Source organism: Lysinibacillus sphaericus (assembly GCF_006864135.1).
Lineage (GTDB): Bacteria > Bacillota > Bacilli > Bacillales_A > Planococcaceae > Lysinibacillus.
The window spans coordinates 207,011-230,594 of the sequence record NZ_SADV01000004.1 but is presented as its reverse complement, the minus strand read 5'-3'; the positions used below and the strand labels follow the sequence as shown (position 1 = coordinate 230,594).

At 35.6% G+C, this 23,584-nt stretch carries 23 protein-coding genes and 1 riboswitch; of the genes, 4 read left to right on the top strand and 19 right to left on the bottom strand.

From position 1 onward, the window contains the following. Positions 1 to 91: 91 nt before the first annotated feature. The 5 genes from C7Y47_RS07170 to C7Y47_RS07150 all read right to left on the bottom strand — a co-directional run bounded on the left by C7Y47_RS07170 (position 92) and on the right by C7Y47_RS07150 (position 3,681). On the bottom strand, positions 92 to 295 hold the full coding sequence (locus C7Y47_RS07170) for a DUF6366 family protein (protein WP_142508139.1): 204 nt from the start codon (positions 293 to 295) through the stop codon (positions 92 to 94). A gap of 391 nt (positions 296 to 686) precedes the next feature. After that, positions 687 to 1,505 (bottom strand): SPL family radical SAM protein, encoded by an 819-nt coding sequence (locus C7Y47_RS07165; protein ID WP_142508138.1) that lies wholly within the window; start codon positions 1,503 to 1,505, stop codon positions 687 to 689. A gap of 220 nt (positions 1,506 to 1,725) precedes the next feature. Then, complete coding sequence (adaB, locus tag C7Y47_RS07160) at positions 1,726 to 2,259, bottom strand: methylated-DNA--[protein]-cysteine S-methyltransferase (protein WP_142508137.1); 534 nt, start codon at positions 2,257 to 2,259, stop codon at positions 1,726 to 1,728. After that, a complete protein-coding gene (locus C7Y47_RS07155; RefSeq protein ID WP_142508136.1) occupies positions 2,243 to 2,881 on the bottom strand; it encodes a bifunctional transcriptional activator/DNA repair enzyme AdaA in 639 nt (212 codons plus the stop codon). The genes adaB and C7Y47_RS07155 overlap by 17 nt, the downstream gene beginning before the upstream one ends. Positions 2,882 to 2,967: 86 nt before the next feature. Further along, entirely contained in the window at positions 2,968 to 3,681 is a 714-nt protein-coding gene (locus tag C7Y47_RS07150; protein ID WP_142508135.1) for a 2OG-Fe(II) oxygenase, read from the bottom strand. A 167-nt stretch (positions 3,682 to 3,848) separates the two neighbouring features. Between C7Y47_RS07150 and C7Y47_RS07145 the strand changes: the two genes are divergently transcribed. Together C7Y47_RS07145 and C7Y47_RS07140 are read left to right on the top strand one after the other, a co-directional pair. Continuing rightward, complete coding sequence (locus C7Y47_RS07145; protein ID WP_142508134.1) at positions 3,849 to 4,760, top strand: DNA glycosylase; 912 nt, start codon at positions 3,849 to 3,851, stop codon at positions 4,758 to 4,760. Positions 4,761 to 5,216: 456 nt separating this feature from the next. Next, positions 5,217 to 6,641 carry a VanZ family protein gene (locus C7Y47_RS07140; protein WP_255505068.1) on the top strand — a complete coding sequence of 475 codons (1,425 nt, stop codon included), beginning with the start codon at positions 5,217 to 5,219 and terminating at the stop codon, positions 6,639 to 6,641. 432 nt (positions 6,642 to 7,073) lie between these two features. Here the strand turns inward: C7Y47_RS07140 and C7Y47_RS07135 are convergent, their stop codons facing one another. The 5 genes from C7Y47_RS07135 to C7Y47_RS07115 all read right to left on the bottom strand — a co-directional run bounded on the left by C7Y47_RS07135 (position 7,074) and on the right by C7Y47_RS07115 (position 12,453). Beyond that, positions 7,074 to 7,430 (bottom strand): hypothetical protein, encoded by a 357-nt coding sequence (locus C7Y47_RS07135; protein ID WP_142508132.1) that lies wholly within the window; start codon positions 7,428 to 7,430, stop codon positions 7,074 to 7,076. A 961-nt stretch (positions 7,431 to 8,391) separates the two neighbouring features. Then, positions 8,392 to 9,297: a cation diffusion facilitator family transporter gene (locus C7Y47_RS07130; RefSeq protein WP_142508131.1), complete on the bottom strand. Its 906-nt coding sequence runs from the start codon at positions 9,295 to 9,297 to the stop codon at positions 8,392 to 8,394. A gap of 608 nt (positions 9,298 to 9,905) precedes the next feature. Further along, positions 9,906 to 11,567 carry a hypothetical protein gene (locus tag C7Y47_RS07125; protein WP_142508130.1) on the bottom strand — a complete coding sequence of 554 codons (1,662 nt, stop codon included), beginning with the start codon at positions 11,565 to 11,567 and terminating at the stop codon, positions 9,906 to 9,908. 257 nt (positions 11,568 to 11,824) lie between these two features. Next, positions 11,825 to 12,148 carry an HTH domain-containing protein gene (locus C7Y47_RS25525; RefSeq protein WP_255505060.1) on the bottom strand — a complete coding sequence of 108 codons (324 nt, stop codon included), beginning with the start codon at positions 12,146 to 12,148 and terminating at the stop codon, positions 11,825 to 11,827. A 62-nt stretch (positions 12,149 to 12,210) separates the two neighbouring features. Beyond that, on the bottom strand, positions 12,211 to 12,453 hold the full coding sequence (locus tag C7Y47_RS07115) for a hypothetical protein (RefSeq protein WP_142508129.1): 243 nt from the start codon (positions 12,451 to 12,453) through the stop codon (positions 12,211 to 12,213). 91 nt (positions 12,454 to 12,544) lie between these two features. On the opposite strand from C7Y47_RS07115, the gene C7Y47_RS07110 reads away from it, so the two are divergent. Then, entirely contained in the window at positions 12,545 to 13,474 is a 930-nt protein-coding gene (locus C7Y47_RS07110) for a hypothetical protein (protein ID WP_142508128.1), read from the top strand. A gap of 816 nt (positions 13,475 to 14,290) precedes the next feature. Here C7Y47_RS07110 and C7Y47_RS07105 read toward each other — a convergent pair. The 3 genes from C7Y47_RS07105 to C7Y47_RS07095 are packed head-to-tail and all read right to left on the bottom strand — an operon-like array spanning position 14,291 to position 15,351. Beyond that, positions 14,291 to 14,572, bottom strand: coding sequence for a hypothetical protein (locus tag C7Y47_RS07105; RefSeq protein ID WP_142508127.1), 282 nt, complete (start codon positions 14,570 to 14,572; stop codon positions 14,291 to 14,293). Between the two features lie 10 nt (positions 14,573 to 14,582). Then, positions 14,583 to 14,972 carry an SHOCT-like domain-containing protein gene (locus C7Y47_RS07100; protein ID WP_142508126.1) on the bottom strand — a complete coding sequence of 130 codons (390 nt, stop codon included), beginning with the start codon at positions 14,970 to 14,972 and terminating at the stop codon, positions 14,583 to 14,585. 13 nt (positions 14,973 to 14,985) lie between these two features. After that, positions 14,986 to 15,351 carry a DUF2089 domain-containing protein gene (locus C7Y47_RS07095; RefSeq protein WP_018393054.1) on the bottom strand — a complete coding sequence of 122 codons (366 nt, stop codon included), beginning with the start codon at positions 15,349 to 15,351 and terminating at the stop codon, positions 14,986 to 14,988. A gap of 488 nt (positions 15,352 to 15,839) precedes the next feature. On the opposite strand from C7Y47_RS07095, the gene C7Y47_RS07090 reads away from it, so the two are divergent. Next, positions 15,840 to 16,754 (top strand): C40 family peptidase, encoded by a 915-nt coding sequence (locus tag C7Y47_RS07090; RefSeq protein ID WP_142508125.1) that lies wholly within the window; start codon positions 15,840 to 15,842, stop codon positions 16,752 to 16,754. 251 nt (positions 16,755 to 17,005) lie between these two features. On the opposite strand, the gene C7Y47_RS07085 is transcribed toward C7Y47_RS07090, so the two are convergent. From C7Y47_RS07085 to C7Y47_RS07060, 6 genes are all read right to left on the bottom strand, one after another. Then, the gene (locus C7Y47_RS07085) at positions 17,006 to 17,806 is read right to left on the bottom strand and encodes an ABC transporter ATP-binding protein (RefSeq protein WP_142508124.1); all 801 of its coding nucleotides are present in this window, start codon (positions 17,804 to 17,806) and stop codon (positions 17,006 to 17,008) included. A 12-nt stretch (positions 17,807 to 17,818) separates the two neighbouring features. Further along, positions 17,819 to 18,592 carry an ABC transporter ATP-binding protein gene (locus C7Y47_RS07080; protein ID WP_142508123.1) on the bottom strand — a complete coding sequence of 258 codons (774 nt, stop codon included), beginning with the start codon at positions 18,590 to 18,592 and terminating at the stop codon, positions 17,819 to 17,821. Between the two features lie 10 nt (positions 18,593 to 18,602). Beyond that, complete coding sequence (locus C7Y47_RS07075; protein WP_255505059.1) at positions 18,603 to 19,415, bottom strand: ABC transporter permease subunit; 813 nt, start codon at positions 19,413 to 19,415, stop codon at positions 18,603 to 18,605. Between the two features lies 1 nt (position 19,416). After that, positions 19,417 to 20,370, bottom strand: coding sequence for a nickel ABC transporter permease (gene nikB, locus C7Y47_RS07070; protein WP_255505058.1), 954 nt, complete (start codon positions 20,368 to 20,370; stop codon positions 19,417 to 19,419). A gap of 71 nt (positions 20,371 to 20,441) precedes the next feature. Continuing rightward, positions 20,442 to 22,055: a nickel ABC transporter substrate-binding protein gene (nikA, locus tag C7Y47_RS07065; protein WP_255505057.1), complete on the bottom strand. Its 1,614-nt coding sequence runs from the start codon at positions 22,053 to 22,055 to the stop codon at positions 20,442 to 20,444. A 148-nt stretch (positions 22,056 to 22,203) separates the two neighbouring features. Further along, positions 22,204 to 22,396, bottom strand: a riboswitch (cobalamin riboswitch). A 150-nt stretch (positions 22,397 to 22,546) separates the two neighbouring features. Continuing rightward, complete coding sequence (locus C7Y47_RS07060) at positions 22,547 to 23,542, bottom strand: hypothetical protein (protein WP_142508122.1); 996 nt, start codon at positions 23,540 to 23,542, stop codon at positions 22,547 to 22,549. Between the last annotated feature and the right edge of the window lie 42 nt (positions 23,543 to 23,584).

Below are 23,584 nucleotides of genomic sequence, written 5' to 3'. Positions count from 1 at the left end.
ACGGGAGACATGGAATATTTTAAAAATGCCAAATTTAGTCTGTTTTCTCCAGATTGACTGATCAATATAAAAAATATGAATTTTCCAAATACTATTGACTAAAAAATAACTTATATACGATATATCCGATAAATAACAATAAAATTAATGCAATCGACTCTTTCCAACCCATACCAGTTAAATTACCGCCAATTCCTCTATTAATTCCATCATTTAAAGAACCAGTAGGATTATTTTTAAGTTCACTTTGTCTTAAACGTTCTCTTTTTTCTTCTGGTGTTTCCTTTGAATCCATGTGATACACCTCCAAAAAATTATTAGCTTATTTATAACACATATGGTTTTAAAAGTGTTAATTAAGGATTATCTACCTTCCATTTTTTTATTTGAAACCCGAAAAAAACCTTTACAGATTTTATGCCTGTTAAGCGCTCTAATTTTCGAACGTGCTTAGATGGGATAGCCAATTTTATGGCTGTCCATGGAACAGAATTACCCCTTTTTCTTGCGAGATACAAATCTATATATATATCTATTTTATAATGGTTTTTACTATTCCTCGTCTAATTAGAGATCTCCTAACTTGGTTAATATTTGCTCACATTCTTGTGCAAAATAGGCTTTCTTCTCTTCTGTTAATTCTTCCTGCTCATGATGAGTCGTAACCATGCAGGTACTACTTACTGCTAAGGTTCGAATCCCTTCTGGCTAATGAAAAGTTCATCTTCCGAAAAATACTGCCGCATTCGTTTATAAATCATTTGATAGACGGATGGATGATACCATTCTTCCATTTCCAGATTTCTATATAACGCTTGTAAGCCCATCCTGTGTGTGCGTTTACCACCACTGCCGTCCCCCATAAAATAATCATCAATACATACTCGGTTAACCAATGGACGTAATATTTCTGCAAATCCCTCGCTACTTGGTAATACGGGAGCGATGGCAACCTGTGTAGGAATACCGAATTTAGCAAGCTGTTGGAGTGTTTTAAGCCTTGCCGGAATAGGAGGAGCATAGGGCGAAAAATGTTTACGAATATCTTCCCTATCTGTCTCTACTGTCATACTTACCCGAACTTTATCTTTAAAATGTTGCAGTAAATCGATATCTCGACTTACCAGTGGGCTTCTAGTCTGTACTAATAGGAAGTCAGGGGGATCTTCTACCATAACTTCTAGTAAAGATCGCGTCACTTTTTCCTGATACTCAATTGGTTGATATGGATCTGTACTTGATGACATAAAAATGGTTACATTCCCTTTAGATTTGGCGCGTTGGAGCTCCTTTTTTAATAAATTCGCAGCTCCGTTTTTAACATCGACCCAATTTCCCCATTCCCCTTCTCGAAAAAGAGCTACAGGCATTTCGCGTACATAACAATAGGAACACCCAAATGAACAGCCTGTATAAGGATTTAGGGAATGAGTATATCCAGAAAGAAAGCCAGTCCCTTTATTCAGAATGGTTTTCGGACTTTTATAAAATAATTCACTTTTCATGACGGAACCTCCATTCAATCAATTACGCCTCGGCGTAATTGCGTCCAAATTTTGAATTGCGCTTGCGCAATTAACTCCCTTCAAATTTGTGACACCCGCCGGAGGCTTAACTTGAATCAGCAGGGAGTTTGGCCCCCCTCTGATTTATATGTATCTTCGTATTCATCCCTCCATTTATAGAAGTGGGGGACTTCTGCTGAATCAAGTTAAACGGCAATAATTACTCATTGCTAGATGAAGCTCGCTTTTCTAGATCCAGGAGCAGTGTCTTCATTTCTAAACCGCCCCGATAGCCAGTTAATGAGCCATTTTTTCCTATTACACGATGGCACGGTACAGTAATTAATACCGGATTAGCCCCAATAGCCGCGCCTACAGCACGAACAGCTGCTGGCTTATTTATATTATTTGCAATGTCGGAATAGGATGTCGTCCGTCCATAAGGAATTTCACAAAGGGCATTCCAGACTGCTAGCTGAAATGGCGTACCTACGTACTCAAATGGAACAGTAAAGGTTTTGCGCTTGCCCTCTAAATACTGAGTGATTTCAACGACATAAGGTTCAAGCTTTTCATCGTCGTCAACAAGAGGACTTCCTGGAAAGCGTTTCTTAGCCCATTCGAACAATTCCTCGAATGGTTTGTTCGGTGAACCTACAAACGCAAGCCCCTTTGAAGTTGAAGCAATATAAAAATGCCAATTCTTAAACTTAAGTAAAGACCAATAAAGGGTTGGTTTATTCTTTGTTTCCATTGTACTTTTCCCCCATTTTACTCATTTGACGAAATTGTGCTGGTGTCTGTCCAGTTTTCTTTTTAAATAAAGTAATAAAATAAGCCGCGTTAGCCATACCCACACATATGGCGATATCTCCAATCGCTTTATTTGTCTGAATTAAATACTTTTTAGCAGCGTATACTCTCACTTGTTGTATATACTCAACCGGCGTAACGCCTTTAATCTTTTTAAATGTTCGATGCATATGATACGGACTCCCGTGACAAATAGTTGCTAACGATTCTAGCGTTAATTTTTCTGTGAAATTTTTATCAATGTATTCAGTAATTAAATTAACCCACTCGCTATCAGGTAGATTTTCATTAGTAGGCTTGCACCGTTTACAAGGGCGAAAATTTGCGCGGAGGGCTTGTTCTGCGTTTGAAAAAATGCATACATTTTCTTTTTTCGGAACGCGAGATTTACAGGATGGTTTACAGAATATCCCTGTCGACTTTACAGCATAGAAAAATTGATGATTGTACGCTGCATCATTATTTAGTATTGCTTGCCACTTTTCATCTGTTATCATTTCTACATCATTTAAAATTCTATAACCATGGTTTTCTTTATGTCCGTTATAAATTCTATCCGGCATTTACCTCACCTCCCCTTTCAATATACTCCCTTTAAATTCAGAATGGACAATTCTAGGAATAGAATAGCAAGATATTGAAATTTAATTTATTTAGAGTCGTGAAAAATGATTCCAAGACCGTATCGTTCTCCAAAAGTAACTGTGCTTACACCGTGACGAACCGTATTTTTATAATATCCTTTTTTACCTAAAACAGGTCTGTAGTTAGTAGGAAAAATCAGTGCACTGCCTTGTTCTAAAGTAATGACATGTCCCCTACTCTGCGCACGAGGAATTTGTTCCACTATTAGCGATTCTCCACCATAATAGTCTTTATCTCGTTGATTTAATACAAATACTACTTGAAACGGGAAAAATATGTCGCCATATAAATCTTGATGCAAACAATTAAACCCGCCTGTTTCATACTTTAATAGTAAAGGTGTCGGTCTCGTTTGTTCATATTCTTCACAGGTGTTCAAAAAATCTTGAAGATGATCTGGAAACTGTTCGGTTTTCTTTAAATAACCCAACCATCGATTAGCTGTTTTGGTCAATTCTAGATAAAAGGACTCTCTTAAACGTTGGATGATTTCAGGTAATGGATAGGAAAAATATTTGTACTCCCCATTCCCAAAGCGATATCTCGTCATATTGATTGTCGTTCTGTATGACTCTTCCTCATAATACATTGCTATGAACAATTCACATTCCTCTTTTGTTAAAATCGCTGGAAGCTTTGCAAACCCTTGCTCATCTAATTCATTTTGAATTGAATCCCAATTTAAGTTCTCGACGCGTGTTTTTATATCTTGGACCATTGTTATCCACTCCTTTAGCATTCTTGATAAATAACACTATAACCTCATAAATAGAAAAAAATAAGGTGTTTAGAATGTAATAGCAAGATAACGAAATTAAGTAAGATTATTATGTGATAAAGTAAAATTACAATTGAAAATCGTAATAAGATGAGGAGAATGGAAAAATGATATGGCATGAAATCAATGATGATATTGTAATCACATTACCTGGAAATTTCGACATGAATGCTAACCTAGGCTATTTAACAAGGGAAAAAAATGAATGTATGTATGACATAGAGAACGATAAAATTACAAAAGTTATTGCCATTGGAGAAATTCGGTCCTTAGTACAGATCAGCGTAATCAATCATAAACAAATGGTTGTTCAATTCCTAAATGATTGTAGACCTATTGACAAGTTGCAGCGGGAAGAGATTGTCAAATATATTCATGAATGGTTTGATCTTGATAACGATTTAACGCCATTTTATGAAATGGCAAAGGCAGACCCATTACTTAAAATGCCCGCCCAAAAATTCTATGGAATGCGAGTTATAGGCATTCCTGATTTATTTGAAGCTTTATGTTGGGGAGTTTTAGGGCAACAAATTAACTTAGCCTTCGCGTACGCCTTAAAGAGGCAATTTGTAGAAGGATTTGGCGATTCAATCGAATGGAATGGTAAAAAGTATTGGGTGTTCCCATCGTACGAACGAATTGCACAGTTAACACCTACCGACCTAGCAGATATTAAAATGACGGTGAAAAAAAGTGAATATATTATTGGAATTGCCAAATTAATGGCAAGTGGAGAATTATCGAGGGAAACATTAATGAAAATGAACTTCAAAGATGCTGAGAAGAGCTTAATTAAAATAAGAGGAATCGGCCCTTGGACAGCCAATTATGTTCTCATGCGCTGCCTCAGGTTCCAGACAGCTTTCCCAATCGATGATGTGGGTCTTATTAATTCGATAAAAATTTTACGTAATATGGACCGAAAGCCGACGAAAGATGAAATCTTAGAAATATCGTTTCCATGGAAAAACTGGGAATCATACGCTACCTTTTATTTATGGCGTGTCCTATACTGAATAATTATCACTTAAACCGGAATGTCTCCATCAAGTTAATTAGTTTATTTCGAAAGGAATCATCTTACAACGGTGATTCCTTTCTATTTTTTCCTGGAATATTACCAAAATATAAATTGTTGTCTTTAACAATTTTGCTTTATTTCCTACTTCATCCATAGAGCTGTTAGATGGTTTGGTTATTGCTGTCACTTGTTCAACGCCTGTAGCTGTTCCTTTCGTTATTTGAGCCCCCTAGTCTTTCCTTTCTTTATGATTTAAAGCATAGCAAGTTCCTTAAGAATTTCTTCATAAATAACCTATCTAAATATTAATAATTTCCATTTACAATTAGAAAGGCCGACAATATTACCTCAATTTAAGCTAATGGAAGTAATCAATTATTAGATGGTCTCTTTTTTCGTGTAGAACCGCAAAATATCAGATTAAATCAGTTAGGAGAGTTTCACTTTGGGAATGACAGATATTTTTAATAATATTCGGTATTTAATGTTGCCTGTATTAATAATTATTGGAATTGAGTTCATACTGATCTCACTATATTATTTTTTTTATTATCGAAAACAGCCGTCAGATCGAAAAAAACAAATTCGTATAAAGAAACTTGTTCTTGGTGCAGTCTTCATCGGATATATTATTTTTGTGTTGGAGTTAACTGTTTTTGGTCGTGGCACTTCCCATTTCCTGCAGATGAACCTTCAGCCGTTTAGTGGTTATATTGATGCATGGAAAAAATACTCTTTACGTGATCTTCAAAATTGTATTTTTAATATTTTGATGTTTGTTCCTCTAGGCATTTTTTTACCTTTAATTAGCTCTAAATTCAAAAAATTTAAGTGGCTTCTTCTTATTGTTATAAGTGCTACGTTATCTATAGAAACGTATCAGACACTTTCAGGAGCCGGAATTTTTGAGCTTGATGATTTAATGAACAACTCACTTGGTGGTATTATGGGATACCAATTTTACAGACTAGGGGCTTCCATCGTTCATCACAAAAAAGTAAAAATAAAAAGTCTAGTCGGAAACCTTGCCATACCGCTATTGATGGGTTTGATTTTTGTTGGGATGAATATTGTCTACGCCCAACAGGAGTTTGGTCATTTAGCAATAAACGCTTATACAAAATCGAATATGTCAGATGTACAAATATCAACTTCACTGGAATTAAGCACATTACCGACAGTTGCCCCAGTATATAAGAAAGTCATTAAAAATAATGAAGTTGAGGACCTATTGCAACAGAAATTAGGATTATCAGTGTTGGATGAACATATTACTAGAGGTGATCGTGAGATTCTATTAGAGAATAAAGCAGGTTCCCAATACACGTTGTTTGTTGGTTCAGAGGGATACTGGTCATTAAAGGACAAAAATTATACGCCAGGGCAAACTACTTTATCGGGGCAAGAGTCATTGCTTGACACGGCAAAGGCAATGATGGACGACTTTGATATACTACCCCAAGACGCTGAAATGACTGTATTGGATACTGGAGAATTTGCATGGAATCTTAAAGATAGTACTAATTTGAACGCTGATTATTGGACTGGAGATATAATGCTTGATCTTAAACAAGATGGCAGTGTTTCTTCGTTAGCATATAATATCCATATGAATCAATTTAAACGAGAAGTGAACATACTGTCTCCTGCAGAAGTGTATGAGCGAATAAAAAACGGGGAATTTCCCCAAATAAAATATAATGCATTGGTGAATGAGGAAGATCTCGTTATAAAAAAAGGAGATCAACTTGCTATAGAATTAATCGAGCTTTCTTATATGTATGATACGAAAGATTTCTATCAGCCAATATATAGAGTTTCTGGAAAGTATAATGGAAATGATTGGTTTACCTTAATTCAAGCAAGACGGTCGTAATTATGAAGCATTTACATATAAGCCCTTTTCTTATGTTTCCTCTAGGGCTTTTACAATATTCTATTAAAGCTTGTCACGGCATTGTCAAAGCATCCTTTGGCTTGAATACAAGCGTGTGACAGCACACTAGAATTTAACGTAAACGAGAACCGCTAATTAATCTAAAATATTATTATAAATCTGTACCTCATATACAAAATAAGGTGCAGATTTATATCTCACTCCATCTTATCTATACCCACCATAGTAAGAGATGGAAACGTACTTGTTTGTATAGCTGTTCTATGTAGTCCAAACTGCTGGATTTTCAATATCATACGCTTGTAGAGCATTCGTTCCATCAGTTTGGTAGATAGTCTAACTTGTATGTCTGCCGAGATTCAATGTAATGGAAAATAATTTTTAGGGTTGATCGATGTTACCGACAACTTTCTATTTTTTATTACGAATTACTACTTTTTCTTCTTCTCCTTCCCATTGAATTAGAATAGGTACATTATTAGGAAGGGCATCACACGGACCGCCGCACTTTACATGAATTTCAAATTCCTCTTGGTTTTTAAATTCGCCATCGCCAAATGTTGGGTTGTGAGAAGATTCATATATTTCGTATTTAAAATTTAATGGTTTATTTTCTTGTCCAATATAACAGATGATATAGCGCCTATTGCTATCCATTTCGCTTACCATTTTTACATACCAATTATCACTTTTTCCTTCAAAATATTGTTTTTTAAATTCTGACTGACTTGGTTTTTTTTCATTTGCACAAGCAGCAAGTAGCATCATTAATACAAGACTTCCAACCAGCAATAAAATTTTCTTAATGTCTACTCCAATAATTGATCATCACCCTTCCCGATATATGGTCATCTAAATGTTCTCTTTACTGTAATTTAGATAAATAACTTCGTTTCTTTATTTTTATGTCAAGGATTCCTCATTTAAAATCCCAAACTAGAAAGTTAACACAATGATTGCAACTAATGTATGTATTACATATGTTTCAGATATTGGGTAAATATACTTTAAATAGTAATTACCACAAATTATACGAATAATCCCTTTTTGAACGATAAATTAGGAGCACCATCCGATAATTTGAAGAGTTATGACAATATTAAACTTCAAGTCTGAGACGATCTGAACTCGTTTTCTTTAACATGGATACAAGAAGATTTAGCGATTCGAATAGATGGAAATGGGAAAAAGAACGGATATTGCCCCTTCACCCGCATTTAATCCCGCTTCTGGCATCCTTTCAAAGTTGTTTAAGATTAAATCAAATTTATCCATCTGGAACCTGTTTTCCTGAAGCTAATATTATTTATAATGTGTGGATATGAAATCAAAGCCCTTGCTGCAGCGACTCTCTGCGCTTAAATACAATAAGTTTAAATGAAGGCGATAACCTTCTTCTTACTAACCTATATATTACTTCAATCCTCTTTTTTCAAAGGATCTTTCTCAATGATTGTTTAATATAGATTGTTGCTCTTTGATGTTGACTTAGTAGAATAAGAAGATGTTTTTTACAGAGTGCAGAAGTAAATATATGGGGATATATCGACGATTATGGAAGAGGTAATAGAGTAAAAAGAGCATGTTCTTTACTTTATGTAGTAAAAAACATGCTCTTTAAGTAATTATTTTTATATTGTAATTTATTATTATTGGATTTCGTCAGTATGCTCCTTAGCTATTTCATCGATAGCATTCAGATACTTTATTATTAGCACTTTTTTGTAAATTAGTTTTGATCAGGTTCTATATAGTAAGGATTTATATGAATAAGGACTTCCCCTACATCTGGGTATTTATTTAATATTTCATTTTTTATATCACGAGCTATATCATGGCCTTGTTTAATTGTTAAATCATGATTAAGTGAAAGTCGAACGTCTAGAATCTTATAGTGACCGTGTTCTCTAGCACGGATTTTGTCTATTCGTTTTACTTGATAAAATTCATGAATAGTGGCTTCATAACCGTCTAAAAGATACTGATCCACGCTTTTTTCCATTAAAATATCAACAGAAGGTCTAACTAATTCCATTGCGATTCTAAAAATAAAATAAGCTACTAAAGCACTTGCGATTGCGTCCGCGTATAACAAATATGTCCATCCAATTGCATTTCCTAAAATCGCTAAGAGGACTCCTATAAATGCTGCAAGGGAAGCAATAATATCACCTTTATGATCATAAGCAATCGCTATTATAGCCTTACTATTCCACTTTTTCCCCTGTTTTATGGAGTATCTATATAATATTTCTTTCGCTATGTAAGAAATTATAGCTACAATCAATGCACTGTACTGTGGTACACCGGGTTTATCAAAAAATGCTAACATTGCTTCTACGAATATATAGAGTGAAACTAATATTAAAATAATGCCAACGATCGCTTCACTAATCACCTCTGCCTTACCGTGCCCAAAGGGATGATCCTTATCGGGTGGTTTATTAGAGATACCTACAACTGCTAGCACAGCAATCGAAGCTACTACATCTGCCCCAGAGTGGATTCCGTCTGCAAATACAGCCTCACTACCTCCAAAAAGACCAAAGAAGATTTTACCTATCATTAGCATTAGGTTGGATACAAGTGCAATCCATGCAACTTTTTTGCTAATTTGTTCTCTCTCACTAACCATTTATTTCTCCTCCGATTAAGAGTCTTAAAACTAAAAAATGAAGGAAGAAATTCTCCTCAAATACCCTTAACCTACTTCATTCAATTACTACTCAACTATGATATCAGACGAATATCGAGTGGGTCTACAACAACCTTTTTTACCATTACTAAATAAATTTAGATCATAAAAATAAGTTGCCTCAGACCAAATTTAACAACTCGTATTTACTGTTCTTTTCTCTTTCGGAATATCTTTCAAATGGATTCTTTATTAACGTGTAATTGCAAACTTTTACGTTAGGTTTTGCAATTGGTATATATTGTATTTTTAAGCGTCGGGTAGCAGCGGTTCTTGCTCTAGCATTGATTCAACCCTGGGGTGAGAAATTGCCACGCTTGCTTGTGCTTTTCATCGCCTTTGTAGCGTGTACATTGTTGTTAATTGGAGGATCATTTATACATGCTTCTTATTTCGGGGCATTATGCTGTGCATAGCAGCTTGTTTCTATGCACAGCGGACACGTCGCTGGTGTAAACACTGTCAAATGGTGGCTGGTTAAATGGAAAGAAGTTATTTTGAAAAAGATAATCAAAATAGCTTCTTTGCTTCTTACATAATGAGGTTTATTAAAACTTAGGAATATTATTGTATCCTTCGATGATATACCCAAATTCTTGGTTGATGAGAAGGTCCGCTACCGGTCGAAGAATTTCCTGTTTACTTTCCACGAGATATTGTGCTTTTGAGCGAATGAGTTGATCAAACATTTCACTTCGTTTTTCTCCAACAGCTTCCCAAGATTGTTGAGACTTCAGTAAATCTCCTAACGTCAAGAGAGGATAATCAGTTCCGTCAAAAGTGAAATCACCATTCACTTGATACCAGACATCACCATTCTCTCGTAACCATTTTTCTCCGATGTTTTCAATACCCCGTCTCATATTTCTGGCTACGTCTAAATAGGATTCTTCCTTTGTTTGTTGATAGGATTCTAGTAGGAAATTCATTTCTCCTAAAGCATGATTTAAAGATGTATGTGTCTTCTTTGTCTGCTGGGGAGAATAATAATCGGTCACAAGGTAACCACCTTCGGGAACTTCGATTATGTTGCCATTTTTCGTCTGATCGACCAAAAAGTCTGCATAGGTGATCGTCGAGTTTTTGAGTTCTTTGATGTCAAGCATGTCCCCTGTTTTTTTTAGGAATAGCGCGACATTCTCGTTATGCCTAGTATCGGTATAGGGAGCTTGGATTCCGTAATCTTTTTTCAACCACGTACTCGTATACTCCGTTTCCCATAACCCTTTGTTATCTCCTTGAAAAATAAATAAGTTCGCAACAGAATTTAGTAGCAAATCGTAGAAGTATCGCTCCTGTGTAGTTTCATAGTAATTTAACGCTTTTTTATCTTGGACCCTCACTAGGTTTCGTCCATATCCTAATTTTGTTTCCGGTTCGATCGACCATGGAAGTTTTGAATACGGCCCTTCTGCTGTATACCATTTGTTCGTTTCTTTGTATTGTTTAGTACTTTGGCTAATCCATTCATCGCGCGCTTCTTCTTTTTTAAATAGAGGCTCTTTAGATAGTAACAACCAGTTTTCAGATACATCATTTCCAACTGATTGAAGTGGAAGCGTTACAGTAAGGCCATTATCATCATGCATTAATTTCAAGTCCTTATTTTCACTCGTCAATTCCCGGACGACACTCTTGTCCCCGTTCTCATAGTTGGTTTTTAGTTCTTTCGATATGTAGTTTCGGCTTATCATCATATTGGTCACTAAGTTTTCGTGTTCCTTTACTGTTAACAGGCCGATAGGATAGGTGGTTGGATCTACACCGTATACATGATCGTGCTCATGTTGAATTTCCTGGCGTTCGAAATCTGTCAAATTATACTTTATATTTCCGCTTATGGGGTACGATATTGAAGCACTATAACCTTTACTACTTTTGTTTTGTAATTGAGTGAAAATGAAGAAATCCCCATTATCGATTTCTCGAACAGTGACCTTGATGGAACCCATGTTTTCCCCATCTTCAAATAAATTATAAATAGTTGTTTGATCTGTTGAACGAATATATGATTTATTTGAACTATTGGTTTTTTGCAGTAGTAAACCACTGGCTTCCAAATGTAATTGTGCGGAGTTTGGTAATTCTAGTGAAACGCTCTCTTTGGGTTCAATTTCTTTATTTTCATCTTCTTTTAATGACCATGTAATCAACATCATGACGACTAACACGAAACATAAAATGCTACTCCAGATTTTTCTTTTAAACAAATTTTCCCTCCAAAATGTAACGATTCTTCAAAATAAAAGTCACCTAAATTATACCAGTGTAGAATGAGAAAAACAATTTTTCGACCATAACTAGTTTACATAAATATTAATTTTGAGAAATTAACTAAAGAACTTTCAGTTACAATAAAGATGTATACTTGTGAGTTCTAACTAATACTGTCACAGGTGATTAGATGGCGTCAGTTCTCGTTTTAATGGTCTGCCAGAATCCATTTCCCATGAATTTGTGAGCCCAATTAATCCATTCTTTTCATAGGCTTTTCCCACCTATAAGCTGATTGTTCGAGTCGTTTCATCCCTATAACATCCACATCAAAGTTGTTCTCCATAAAAATTTGTCGAGGGAGTTTACCCGAGAGATACTCATCCATAAATTTATTTTTAAAAGCATCAGTATATGTAATAGCTCTTTCGCTAACACGTTTTACATTAGGATTCTTTTGAAGTATTTTTATCTCTTTAGTTGAAAATGTTATCTTACTCCTATTGTCCCCTATCCCTGTATCTTGAATTTGAAAGTATATAAAAAAATACCCGTAGTTAAAACACTCTTTTTTCAAGTGTCCTAACTACAGGTACCATATTAGCTTTCGCTACTCTTTTTTATAATGAAGCGCACAAACTACTTAGTTTTAATTCTATTTTTTAATTCGTTTTTTATTTCTGATGCATGTAAATCGATATTTTTTTTATTTTTCAAAATTTTTTTAAGCTCTAAAAATCCAAAGATTAGCATTGCTATAGCTAGAGGTATAAATAAGAGTAAAAACACCTCTTGTTTTATTTTATTAGTAGTTAATAAAAGTAGTACAAGGATTGTTATTACAGTAATAAAGCTTACATATTTATTATATTTGTTGGACATATGATTCACCCTCTCTTTTTTCGAAATCATTTGATTTATCTGTCACTTTAGTCTAACATGGTATATTATAACATAAATGGGGGTGTGTGGTATGAAATTAACGAAGAAATTAACTAGTTTATTTGCAACTTTTCTTTTATTGAGTGCAACTTTAGGGAGTGCAAATGCAGATTCATTGGTTCCTTCAGCGGCTATAATGACAGAAGAAATCACAGGTACTAATGATTTAATTAAAGCTAACGAAAATGGTGTTGCGGAAAATGATTTTAATATTGTAAATCTACCTAGTCAGTTTGATGATGGGATTCTTGTGAAAAATAAGGAAACCGGAGAAGATTTAAAAATCGGTGTCCCGAATAATATGAATTTAAGTAAACCTATAATTACAGAATCAGGGAGCTATGAGTATAAAAATGACGGTCCAGTAGATTTGATTTTACAACCGACGGAGTTTGGTGTTAGAAGTGTTGTGAATATTAAAGATTCGAGTGCACCAAAGGAATATAAATTTGAGTTGGATTTACCGGAAGGACACAAGGTTATTTCTTCTGCAGATTATTTTGGAGATGTTCCTGGAAGTGAGTTAGATACAGAAGAAGTCTTTATTGTAGATGAAAATAATATTGTTCAAAGTGTTTTTGGTAAAGCTTGGGCAGTTGATGCTAATGGTGCAGATGTCCCGACTAATTATGAAGTAGTTGATAATACTTTAATTCAAACCGTGAATTTTAATGAAAATACTGCATTTCCTGTATTGGCAGATCCAGATTGGGTCGCAATAGGAGCATGTAGTGCAGCTTTGGTATGGTTTGTTGGTTCAAATTTATTTGTAGCAGCTAAAATTCTCAAAGTGAAAAAGTATGTTCAAGCTTTAGGTGGTTTTAAAGAAACTGCAAAATTAATTGCGGGTGCTACATCTTGGGAAGAAAAATTACGTGTGGGTGGATCAGCATTACGTAGTTTAGCAGCTGAAATTACAGGTGTTACAGGTATGTATGCGTGCACTCAATTCTTTAATTAAGAAATGATGTGAAAATGTTATAAAATGATTTTATATCTAGAAAGAATAAAAAATGAATTTTTATAGTAACTCATTAAATAATTTAAAAAGGTAAATCCGATCTCGATTTACCTGCGACGATTCTTCTTGGCTGGAGAGCGTTGAAAAAGAGTAGACAAATGTGTCTGCTCTTTTTTTGCGGTGCTGTGGGCGCTACGTGGCGGTTGTCAATCTAAATTTGCGGTACCGAACAGGGACAAATCCTCACTGCACTCGAACCCTCTTGGCACTGAATCGAATGCATTTGGGGGCTTTACTAAAGTATACAACTATATTGTCACGTTTTAGTTGAATAGAAAAAGGGAATTCGTGGTTTTAGCATCCTTTAGTCTACGACTTTATTGTCACTATTTTTTGTGAGTGGGTTGTTCCATGCAGTTTAGAACGCCTCCTAGTATACAACTTTATTGTCTGTAAACACTAACCCATTAGACGAAGAGGTGGCTGTTTTCAGTTTTTACTCGTTTTTTAACTTAAGCACAATACTGATTCAAGACGCATTGTTTATTGTGCGAAAGCGAAGCGACAGTAACAATTGATACTCATTTAGACCTTCTCAGATGGAAAGATATAAAAAAATGGAAATAAAAAAATTCTTTTGATGCAAAATTTCTGAATACCGCATGCCATCAAAAGAATTCTTTTATTTATTTTATTACTTATATTCAATTCAAATAATAATAAAATAAATCTCGTCCATTTTCCTCGGTAATGTAAGCGAGAAAATTATATTTATCTTCAAAATACCAGTCAGTTGAACGGAACGGTGTATTGTAATTATAATTTAACCTTAACCTCAGTACCGTCTTTAGCTTTGACATCAACTAGCACGATTCCTTTATAATTTTTCAGTTCCTTGACAATAGGCTTTAGCGCTTCTTTGTCAATTCGCGGAAAGGTAAAGTCCAGCTTTTTTCTTTCGAAGTGCTCTTTTGTCCATTTGTTTGCTTTTTGCTGAACAAATTTTGAAGACAAAATTGAAATAACAAAGTTTAAAAAAGCATATGGAACCGGGATGGTGAACCGAACGTCTTTTGCTTTCACTTTTACATACATCATAAGCAAATCACTATTCAATAATGACCGAAACGGTATCCCCGTTAGCCGATTTAATATCAACAATTTGGCCATCTAGTTCATTTTCGATTGCTTCGATAATAAGGTTTATGTCTATATCTTTAACGTATTTTTCCGATTGAGGAATACTCGCTGCGATACTGTGTCCAGCCATTAATACAACCTTGACAAGCTTTAAAGGTAAATTGACCGTCACGTTATCATTTTCGGCTGATACAACGCGAATTTTTAAAGTCTTATCTAAGTATTTAGTCGGTTTTTCTAAAAGGTTGTCATCCGTTTCTGCTTTCTCTTTTAATACTTGAATTAGTTCCGATGCCTTCTCTGCATCAATCTTACCTTCTTGAACCATTGTTAACACTCTTGAGATTTCCTCTTTCATAGTAAATTCCTCCTTATTCTTCTTTTAAGAGTTTGATGGCTTCTTCTGGTGTGATTTCGCCATTTTCCAACATAGTGACAACTTTTTTCTCGTCTACTTCATTTTTCTTCTTCTGCACATATCCAAGGGATGAAATGATGTCTGTTAGCTTTCCTCGGACTGTTGGATACGAAATCCCTAGTTCCTTTTCAACTTCTTTGATATTCCCTCTGCATGTTAAAAATACTTCCACAAAATGAAGCTGATCCTTTGATAAGGATGCCAGCTTAGATAATTCAAACTCATTTTCAATCGTCGTGTGACAATGAGAGCACTGTAACTTTGTAATTTTCAACGTTTTACTGCAAACAGGACAATTTGTGATTACTTTATAAGCCATAATGAAGTCCTTTCCTTTTAGTTGATTTGATTATATAACAAATAATTAAAAATGTGAATCATAAAATTAATTTTTACAATACATTAAATCAATAATGTTAATTCGTTATTTAATATTATTGAACATTCATCTTCTTTCCTTTATTATTTTATTCCCTTCTTCCCCTAAAGAATGGCCACCGGGTAAGGTTGTTCTAGGCGCAGACGTTATATTTCTATTTTGATAGCAATAATACAGTTTTTCATTTTTAGTTTATTAACTGTTATAAACATCCAAATAAACACTTTAACTCCTTTTCATCCAATTATTCTAACTATTTTTAGTAAAATTGCCCATGATTGTTGCAGAAGTTTTACACAATTAAAATTAAGGTTTCAATTTTGCTGTTTAAGGGGAATCGGTAATATTAATGAAAAATAACTCATGCCTGTTTCATGCTATTCTTACTTTATTCAATTGCGAAAGCTTTTTGAAAGGAGTAGGTTTAATTGAAGAAAAGATGGTTATTACCGATTTTCGCATCGTTTATGTTCTTCACAGGTGTGGGTGTGCATGATGCACAAGCGGCAACGATAGCAGATTTAACAAGTACAGCAAAAGCATATATAGGTGTTCCTTATCAATATGGAGGAACAGATATTAAGACAGGTGTAGACTGTTCAGCATATACACAAATTGTTTTTTCTAAGTTAGGGATTTCACTACAACGTACATCTACAGCTCAATATCAGCAAGGTACTTCGATTGCTAAAAATCAGTTGAAGACTGGGGATCTTGTATTTTTTAATACTTCGGGAAGCGGTGTTTCCCATGTTGGCATATACATAGGTGACAGCAATTTTATTTCAGCTACTACAAGTTCTGGGGTTAAAATCGATAAAATTAATGATCCTTATTACTGGGGATCTCGTTACGTAGGGGCAAAACGTATTGCAAACTTCACTGAAAATGATTTGGGAGAAGTAAAAGGCACTGAAGTTGACTTTAGCGTATATGCATCGCGTGGAGAGGTAGCTCTTAAACTAGCAAATCAATTACATTTAGATACTAGTAATAGCAATTCAAGTTTTCCTGATGTAAGCCCATCGTCTAAATATGCAGGTGCTGCGGAAGCACTAAAAAAACTCGGCGTTTTTACGGGTGATGTAAACGGAAAATTCAATGCAGGTTCTCCTATAACACGTGGTCAATTATCGAAAGTTTTAGTGGAAGCATTCCATTTAAAACAACAAGGAACAGCGTTACAATTTGTTGATGTTCCAAGTTCGCATTGGGCTAACAATTATGTAGCCATTCTCTCTTCCAATAAAATCACAATTGGTAAAGGTAACAATATGTTCGGCGTGGAAGACAATGTCACACTCGTACAATTAGATACCTTCCTCCAACGATTAGCTCAATAACTTCAAGTAAAGGTGTTTCATCTATGGATGAGATGCCTTTTTGCGTTCTTTTATTTGCAGGCACTATCATTTCACACTCCCCCACACTTCCAAGCGCTAGCGTATAAAAAAAAGCCAGTACAATTGTACTGACTTAAAAAATTTGCTGCATTTAGATAAATGCGATGATGGCTAAGATTTTCATAAAACAATAAGGCATCACTTGACCCAAAAATGGCGGCAAGTATGCGAATAGTTGCTACCGTAATAGTTTACGTATTTTTGATAGTTCGTTCTCGAGGATGCGATGGCAAAATAGCATTGTATAGTTCTAGAGATGCGGGATGCTTGTATGCTCCATCTTTCCCAATCTCCTCAACTAGCTGACCGTGTTGCATCACGAGGATTCGGTCTGACATAAAACGTGTTGCTTGTAAGTCATGAGAAATGAAAATGTAAGCAAGTTGCCTGTCTTTTTGAAGTGTTTGTAGTAATTGTATAATATGCTTCTGCAAGATCATATCAAGACTACTAATGGCTTCATCTAAGACAATCAATTTTGGATTTAAAGCAAGAGCTCTTGCGAGGTTGACACGTTGCTGTTGCCCACCACTAAGTTGTGAAGGATAGTTTTGAGCAATTGTACTTTCTAACTCCACGCAATCTAGTAATTCCTTTACTTTATGTTGTCTATCTGTTTTACTGAAACGTTCGAAATTAAGGAGGGGTTCTTCTATTATCTCAAAAATCGTTTGCTTCGGATTAAATGAATGAAAGCTATTTTGAAAGACTGCCTGTAAATCTCTACGTATTTTTTTTTTATGCTTACTTGTTGCTTCGTAAAGATTAATACCTTGAAATAGAACCTCACCTTTTGTTGGTCGTTCAATTCCTAAAATAATGCGGCCTAAAGTACTTTTGCCTGAACCACTTTGACCGACGATTCCTAAACATTCACCCTCCTGAAGCGAAAATGTCACCTCTTGTAATACAGGGTCTTTCCGTCTTTGTTTGAACATGAATGGTTTGTGACCATAATGCATCTCTATATTGTTCACTTCTAGCAGCGACATATTTTTTCACCTCTAAAACATAATTCTTGATTGTAAAAGTTTTTTTGTATAGGGATGCTGAGGTGCATCAAAAAAATTATAGACATCCGTGTGCTCAATTATTTCTCCTTGATACATCACAGCCACATCGTCAGCTAGTTCAGCAATTACACCAATATCGTGCGTTACAAGAATAATAGCGGCTTCCGTTTCCGAGCGAATACGATGAAATAGTGTTAATACTTGTTTTTGATTGACTGTGTCAAGGGCTGTCGTTGGCTCATCTGCAATATAGACAGAAGCTTGTATCGCCAATGACAAAGCAATCATAATTCGTTGTAACATTCCGCCACTTAATTGGAAAGGATAATAGTGCAAAAGCTGTTCTGGATTAGGTAAATTGACTTTATACATAGCATCAAGGGCAATCTGTCTCATTTCTTTTTTAGTCATTACAAAGTGAGCTTTTAATGATTCGCGAAAATGGCTTTCGATTGTTTGAATACGATCAAAAGCGATAGACGGATTTTGCATAATCATCGACAGATGCCTTCCACGATACGTTCGCAATTTAGTGGCTGATACATTCAATAAATTTTCTTGTTGGTAGATAATTTGGCCTTGCGTAATTCGCGCCGAAGCCGGTAATGATTGCATGATGGCGTGGCACAGCATCGTCTTTCCACTACCACTTTCCCCTATAATCCCTAAGACACGCCCTTTATAGGCTGTCAAATTAATAGAGCTTACGATATTTTTCTCACCGATTTTTACCGTTAAGTCTTGCACTTCTAAAACTTTCTCCATAAATCCCCCTTTATTGGTCAAGCTTTTTGAAACTACTTGCCAAATAATTCAATAATAGCACAACAAAAACGATGGCAAGTCCAGGATAAAGCATTAATTCAGGATGTTGACGGATATATTGTTTTCCTTCATTCACCATCATTCCCCATTCAGGGATGGGGGCTTGCACGCCAAGTCCAATAAAAGAAAAACCTGCGATTTCTAAAATAACCTTTCCTATATCTAATACGACAATTGTTACGATAGGAGGCAGTAAATTGGGGATATAATGGCGTATGATTAATTTGATTCCTGAAGTACCACTGATTTTTGCTGCTTGAATAAAATCTTTTTCATTCATCCCAATAAACAAACTTCTTATCAATCTTGAATAATAAATAAATTGCGTAAAAATAAGTGCGATTAACACATTTTTTAAGCTAGGCCCTAATAAACCTAAAAGTCCAAATGCTAGGACAAGTGTAGGAAAAGCTAATAAAATATCACAAATTCGAATAAATAGATAATCTATCATCCCTCTTTTTAGCGCAACAAATGCACCTAGTAAGATCGCTAAAAGAATGGCTACTATTTGGATGACGAGCGCAGATCCTAAAGAATAGCGAATACCTAAAAGCAATCGTGAGAAAACACATCTTCCTAGATGGTCTGTACCTAATGGATAGTCCCATGTTGGACCTAAAAATTTCTTTGATATATCGACCGCTAAAGGGTCATGGGGCATTAAAATTGGCGCAAACAGTCCCAACAAGCCAATGACCAGCAGTATCGTTAGACTAAATAATCTTTTAACATTTGCACGTTTTTTATGTAATAGACTCACTTCAATCTCTCCTGTCCTTCATCATCAGATGAGGATCCAATAGCCGATGCAACACATCTGTGCATAAATTTGCAAGCACATAGATGACAGCAATAATCAATACATAGCATTGTACAACCGGGTAATCCCTGTTAATAATGGATTCTATTAAAAACCTTCCGAGTCCAGGCCAACTAAAAACCTGCTCCACAATTACTGCACCACCAAGTAAATTACCAAGTGTCATACCTAATACAGTAGTCAACGGAATAACAGCATTTCTTAAAACATGACGTACGAGGATCACTGAGTTTTTTAATCCCCTTAGCTGTGCATATTGAACATAATGCTGTTGTAATTCTTCAATGATGGTTGTACGGATAAATTGAACGAATAATCCAATTGTTGGTAAAGCTAGTGCGAGTGCGGGTAAAGCTAGATGTGCTAGTGTGCCCTTTCCATTTGTCGGGAAGATTCCTAATTTCAGACTAAATACATATAGTAGTAAAAAACCTAACCAAAATGTTGGAATCGATACACTCATGATAGTCAATAGTCTAATTATTTTATCGATGATGGAATGCTTATACAAGGCACTTATGATCCCTAATGGCATACTTATTCCTAAAATCAACACAAATGCAGCAACAGCTAATTCGATAGTTGCTGGTAATTTTGCGAATAGCTCATGCGCTACTGGTAATTTACTAACAAAAGATGTACCAAAATCTAAATGTAAAACGCCTTTTATCCATAACAAATATTGAATAAGAAAAGGTTTGTCAGTTCCAAGTTCTTCACGCAATGCTTGAATGGCTTCCGCTGTTGGCGCAACTCTTGCCAATCTAAGAATGACCTCAGCAGGCTCTACTGGAACGAAACGAATAAATACAAAGGTCAGGATCGATACGCCCAATAATACAAAAGGCAATGTCAAAATTCTTTTTAAACAAAACATCCATGTTGATTCATACATGCTGTCACTTCCTAATCAATCCTATGATAAAGAGAGAGCTGTCTTTGATCGACATACTCTCTCTTTTACAGTTATTTTTCTTTTTCCATTTGTGCATATGGAATATCATATTCAGATGCACGTGGAGCAAAATCTTTCATATATGGCTGATAAATCACGTTATTTGTTTCGTAAGATATAGGATAGAATAGTGCTTGGTCATGGAACTTTGTTAAAATATCCGTATAAAGTTGCACGCGCTCTTTTTCATCTGTACCTACTAATAATTGATGAATTTTAGTATCGATTTCTTTGGCATTTGGTAAGCCTAATTTTGCTTCATAGACACCATTAGCGTTTGGTGTAGCTGATTCATTAGCAAAGCTATGTGGATCTGTTGGTGGTCCATTTGTACGCCAGAAATTAATATCAACCTGATTATCCATTAATTTTTGCAGACCTACCATCACATCTGCGCCTTCTAAATTCAACTGTACCCCTATTTTTGCTAGTTCACCTTGCATTAGCTCCGCCATTGGCTTTTGAATCGCATCTGTAGCAATGTAGATTAAATCTAATGTTAGTGGCTGTCCGTTTTTAGAGCGAATTTTTTCACCCTTCTGAAGCTTCCATCCCGCTTCCTCTAACAATTGTTGCGCTTTTTTGGGATTATATAAAATTGGCGCTAAATCAATATTGGCATATGGAATAGCATCCCAAAATAGTGTATTGGCAACCTTTTCTGTACCATGTGTAATACTATCAACCATTTGTTCCTTATTGATTGCATATTGAATCGCTTGGCGAACCTTCAATTCTGCTAACGGGCCAGACTGTGTATTGAACAGTAGCGCTTTTGTAGACAAAGGTTCAGATGTAGCAGTTTTATATTTACCACTATCTTTTAAATACGTATAATTATCTAAACTAATAATGCCTCGACCATATATTAAATCTAATTCTTCGTTTTCAAAGGCCAATGAAATAGATTCTGAATCAGGGATGATTTTTACTTTTATTTGTTCTACAAGAGGTTTTTCCCCCCAGTAGTTTTCGTTGCGACTGAATAGAGCGTACTCATCCTTTTTGTAATCTGTTAAAACCCATGGGCCTGTCCCAATTGGCGCTTTAATTGCATCTTGGGTCGCATCACCTTTAGGGAATCCATTATCACCTAAAAAACGGAAAGGTCTTACAAAGGCAAGTTCGTTTAAAACAGGATAATACGGTTTATCCATTTGCAAACGAATTGTAAATTCATCCACTTTCACAACCTCTTTTATATGGTTAACCATTCCCATCCATGAATGCATATCACGATTTGCTAAAACGGCATCAAAGTTTCGTATTACATTATCTGCATTAAAAGCTGTTCCGTCTGAATACTTAACATCTTTTCTTAAATGAAAAGTATAAGCAGTTTTATCATTAGAGATGTCCCAACTTTCCGCTAATTTCGGTGTAATTGTCCCGTCGTCGTTATATTCAACCAATGATTCATAGACCATTGCTTGTGCTGTCATTTGATTTGGTAAATATGTATGGGGATTTAATGGACCTACATCTAATGGCCACCCAATCGTTATCATTTTTTCGTTTGTCTGTTGTTTCGATGCTGTCTCTCCCTTTTCATTGCTTGTACAGCCAGTGAGTAAACTGAACATCAAAATAAGCGTGAAAGGAAGTAAATACTTTGTCAATCTCATTTTCTGTCTCCTTCTTTGTTTGTGGTGCACTAAATGAAGAATCTAAAGATTGAAAGAAGGCATAAAAAAACCTTATTCCAAAAGAATAAGGACAGAATAACTTACTATAAGTAAGCCTCTATCCATCTCCCTATCTTTCGTAGATCATCAATGAATCTCTTTACAAGCAGGCATTCTGGCTCATGAATCATGATTTTGCTTCACCTTCCCAAGTAATTACTCAGTGGTTATCGAAACAAAACTCCTCATTTACAGCTGCGGGACAGCATGGGATTTACACCCATTTTCCTTTTAATTGAATGAAAGTTTATTTCACTCAAACTTGTAATGGTTGCTATGAAATTAGTATTAAACATAACAGGTTTAAACATAACATGCTCTAATGTTCACGTCAATTTCATTTTCTGAATATAATAAAAATGTTATATATTATGACTAACATAACAAGGCCAGGTATCTTAACCCTGGCCTCGTGTAACTACTTTTTATTTTTAGTCACGCTTCTTTAATGAAAACAGAAGATAGATCGTATCAATTTCATGCGATTCTTCCAAAACCCACGAGGTTTGGCTTAAAATCCGCTGCAATCCCTCTAGCCCAAGATATTGGATTTGCACGCCAACAAACTCTGTAAATCCCAAGTATCCCGGATTTACATGCGCTCGGTCGAAAATTAATGAACCCGTGACCCTAGCATCCTCCGGAGAGTTAGTAAAGAAATGGTTTAGATTTTCAATGATATCTGAATCTGAACCATACTCAAATAGACCGCCCTCCGATGAACAGAGCTGAATCCAGTCGAAACGTTCTAAACACATCTTTAATAATGCCTCTGGTTGACTCCAGTCATAATGAATAATATTGAGGGTAATGTCCAGGTCTTGAAAGCGTTCCCCTGGCTTCTTCAAAACGTCGATGCATCGTTTGGCAAAATTGGGGCCGTAAGTATCGATATCTAAAATATTGATTTCAATCTTGCGTTCCTTTAATAATTCTGGCTCCGATTCTTGAATGAGAATTAGGGTGTTAATACTGTCGGTAGCGGCTCCCCCAGCGATATTGAAGAAACAAAGGTTCCGTTCAGGGAATTGCTTGAGCTGGGGGAGCAAAATTTCCGACTGGCGCCGGCAAAGATCCCTCAGCCTGATCCGGAGTCCCATGAAAGAAGTTTGCTTCACCGCCCACTTGTCCCGGAAACCTAATTTTATCTCTTTGGTTAAGTCGGGGCCAAGTTTGTACAGCAAAGTACGCATGCCGCTAAGATAGGAATTGTCAACATTCGACATTTTCACAAAGATGTTGCGGATAAAGCCAGGCATCTTTTTTAATGATTCAATGCTCTTGGCTGACTTGAGACAGCTCAAATGATACGCCTGTTCATCAATACTTGCGTTGAAAAGGGGATGTGTAATATCCAAAATCGGCAATTGAATATCATTCTCGAAAACAGCATAAAGAATTGGCTTATTTTGATTTGCATTGTCCACTTTATCACCACTCTATTTATCAATTTTCAAACCCATTTAGGT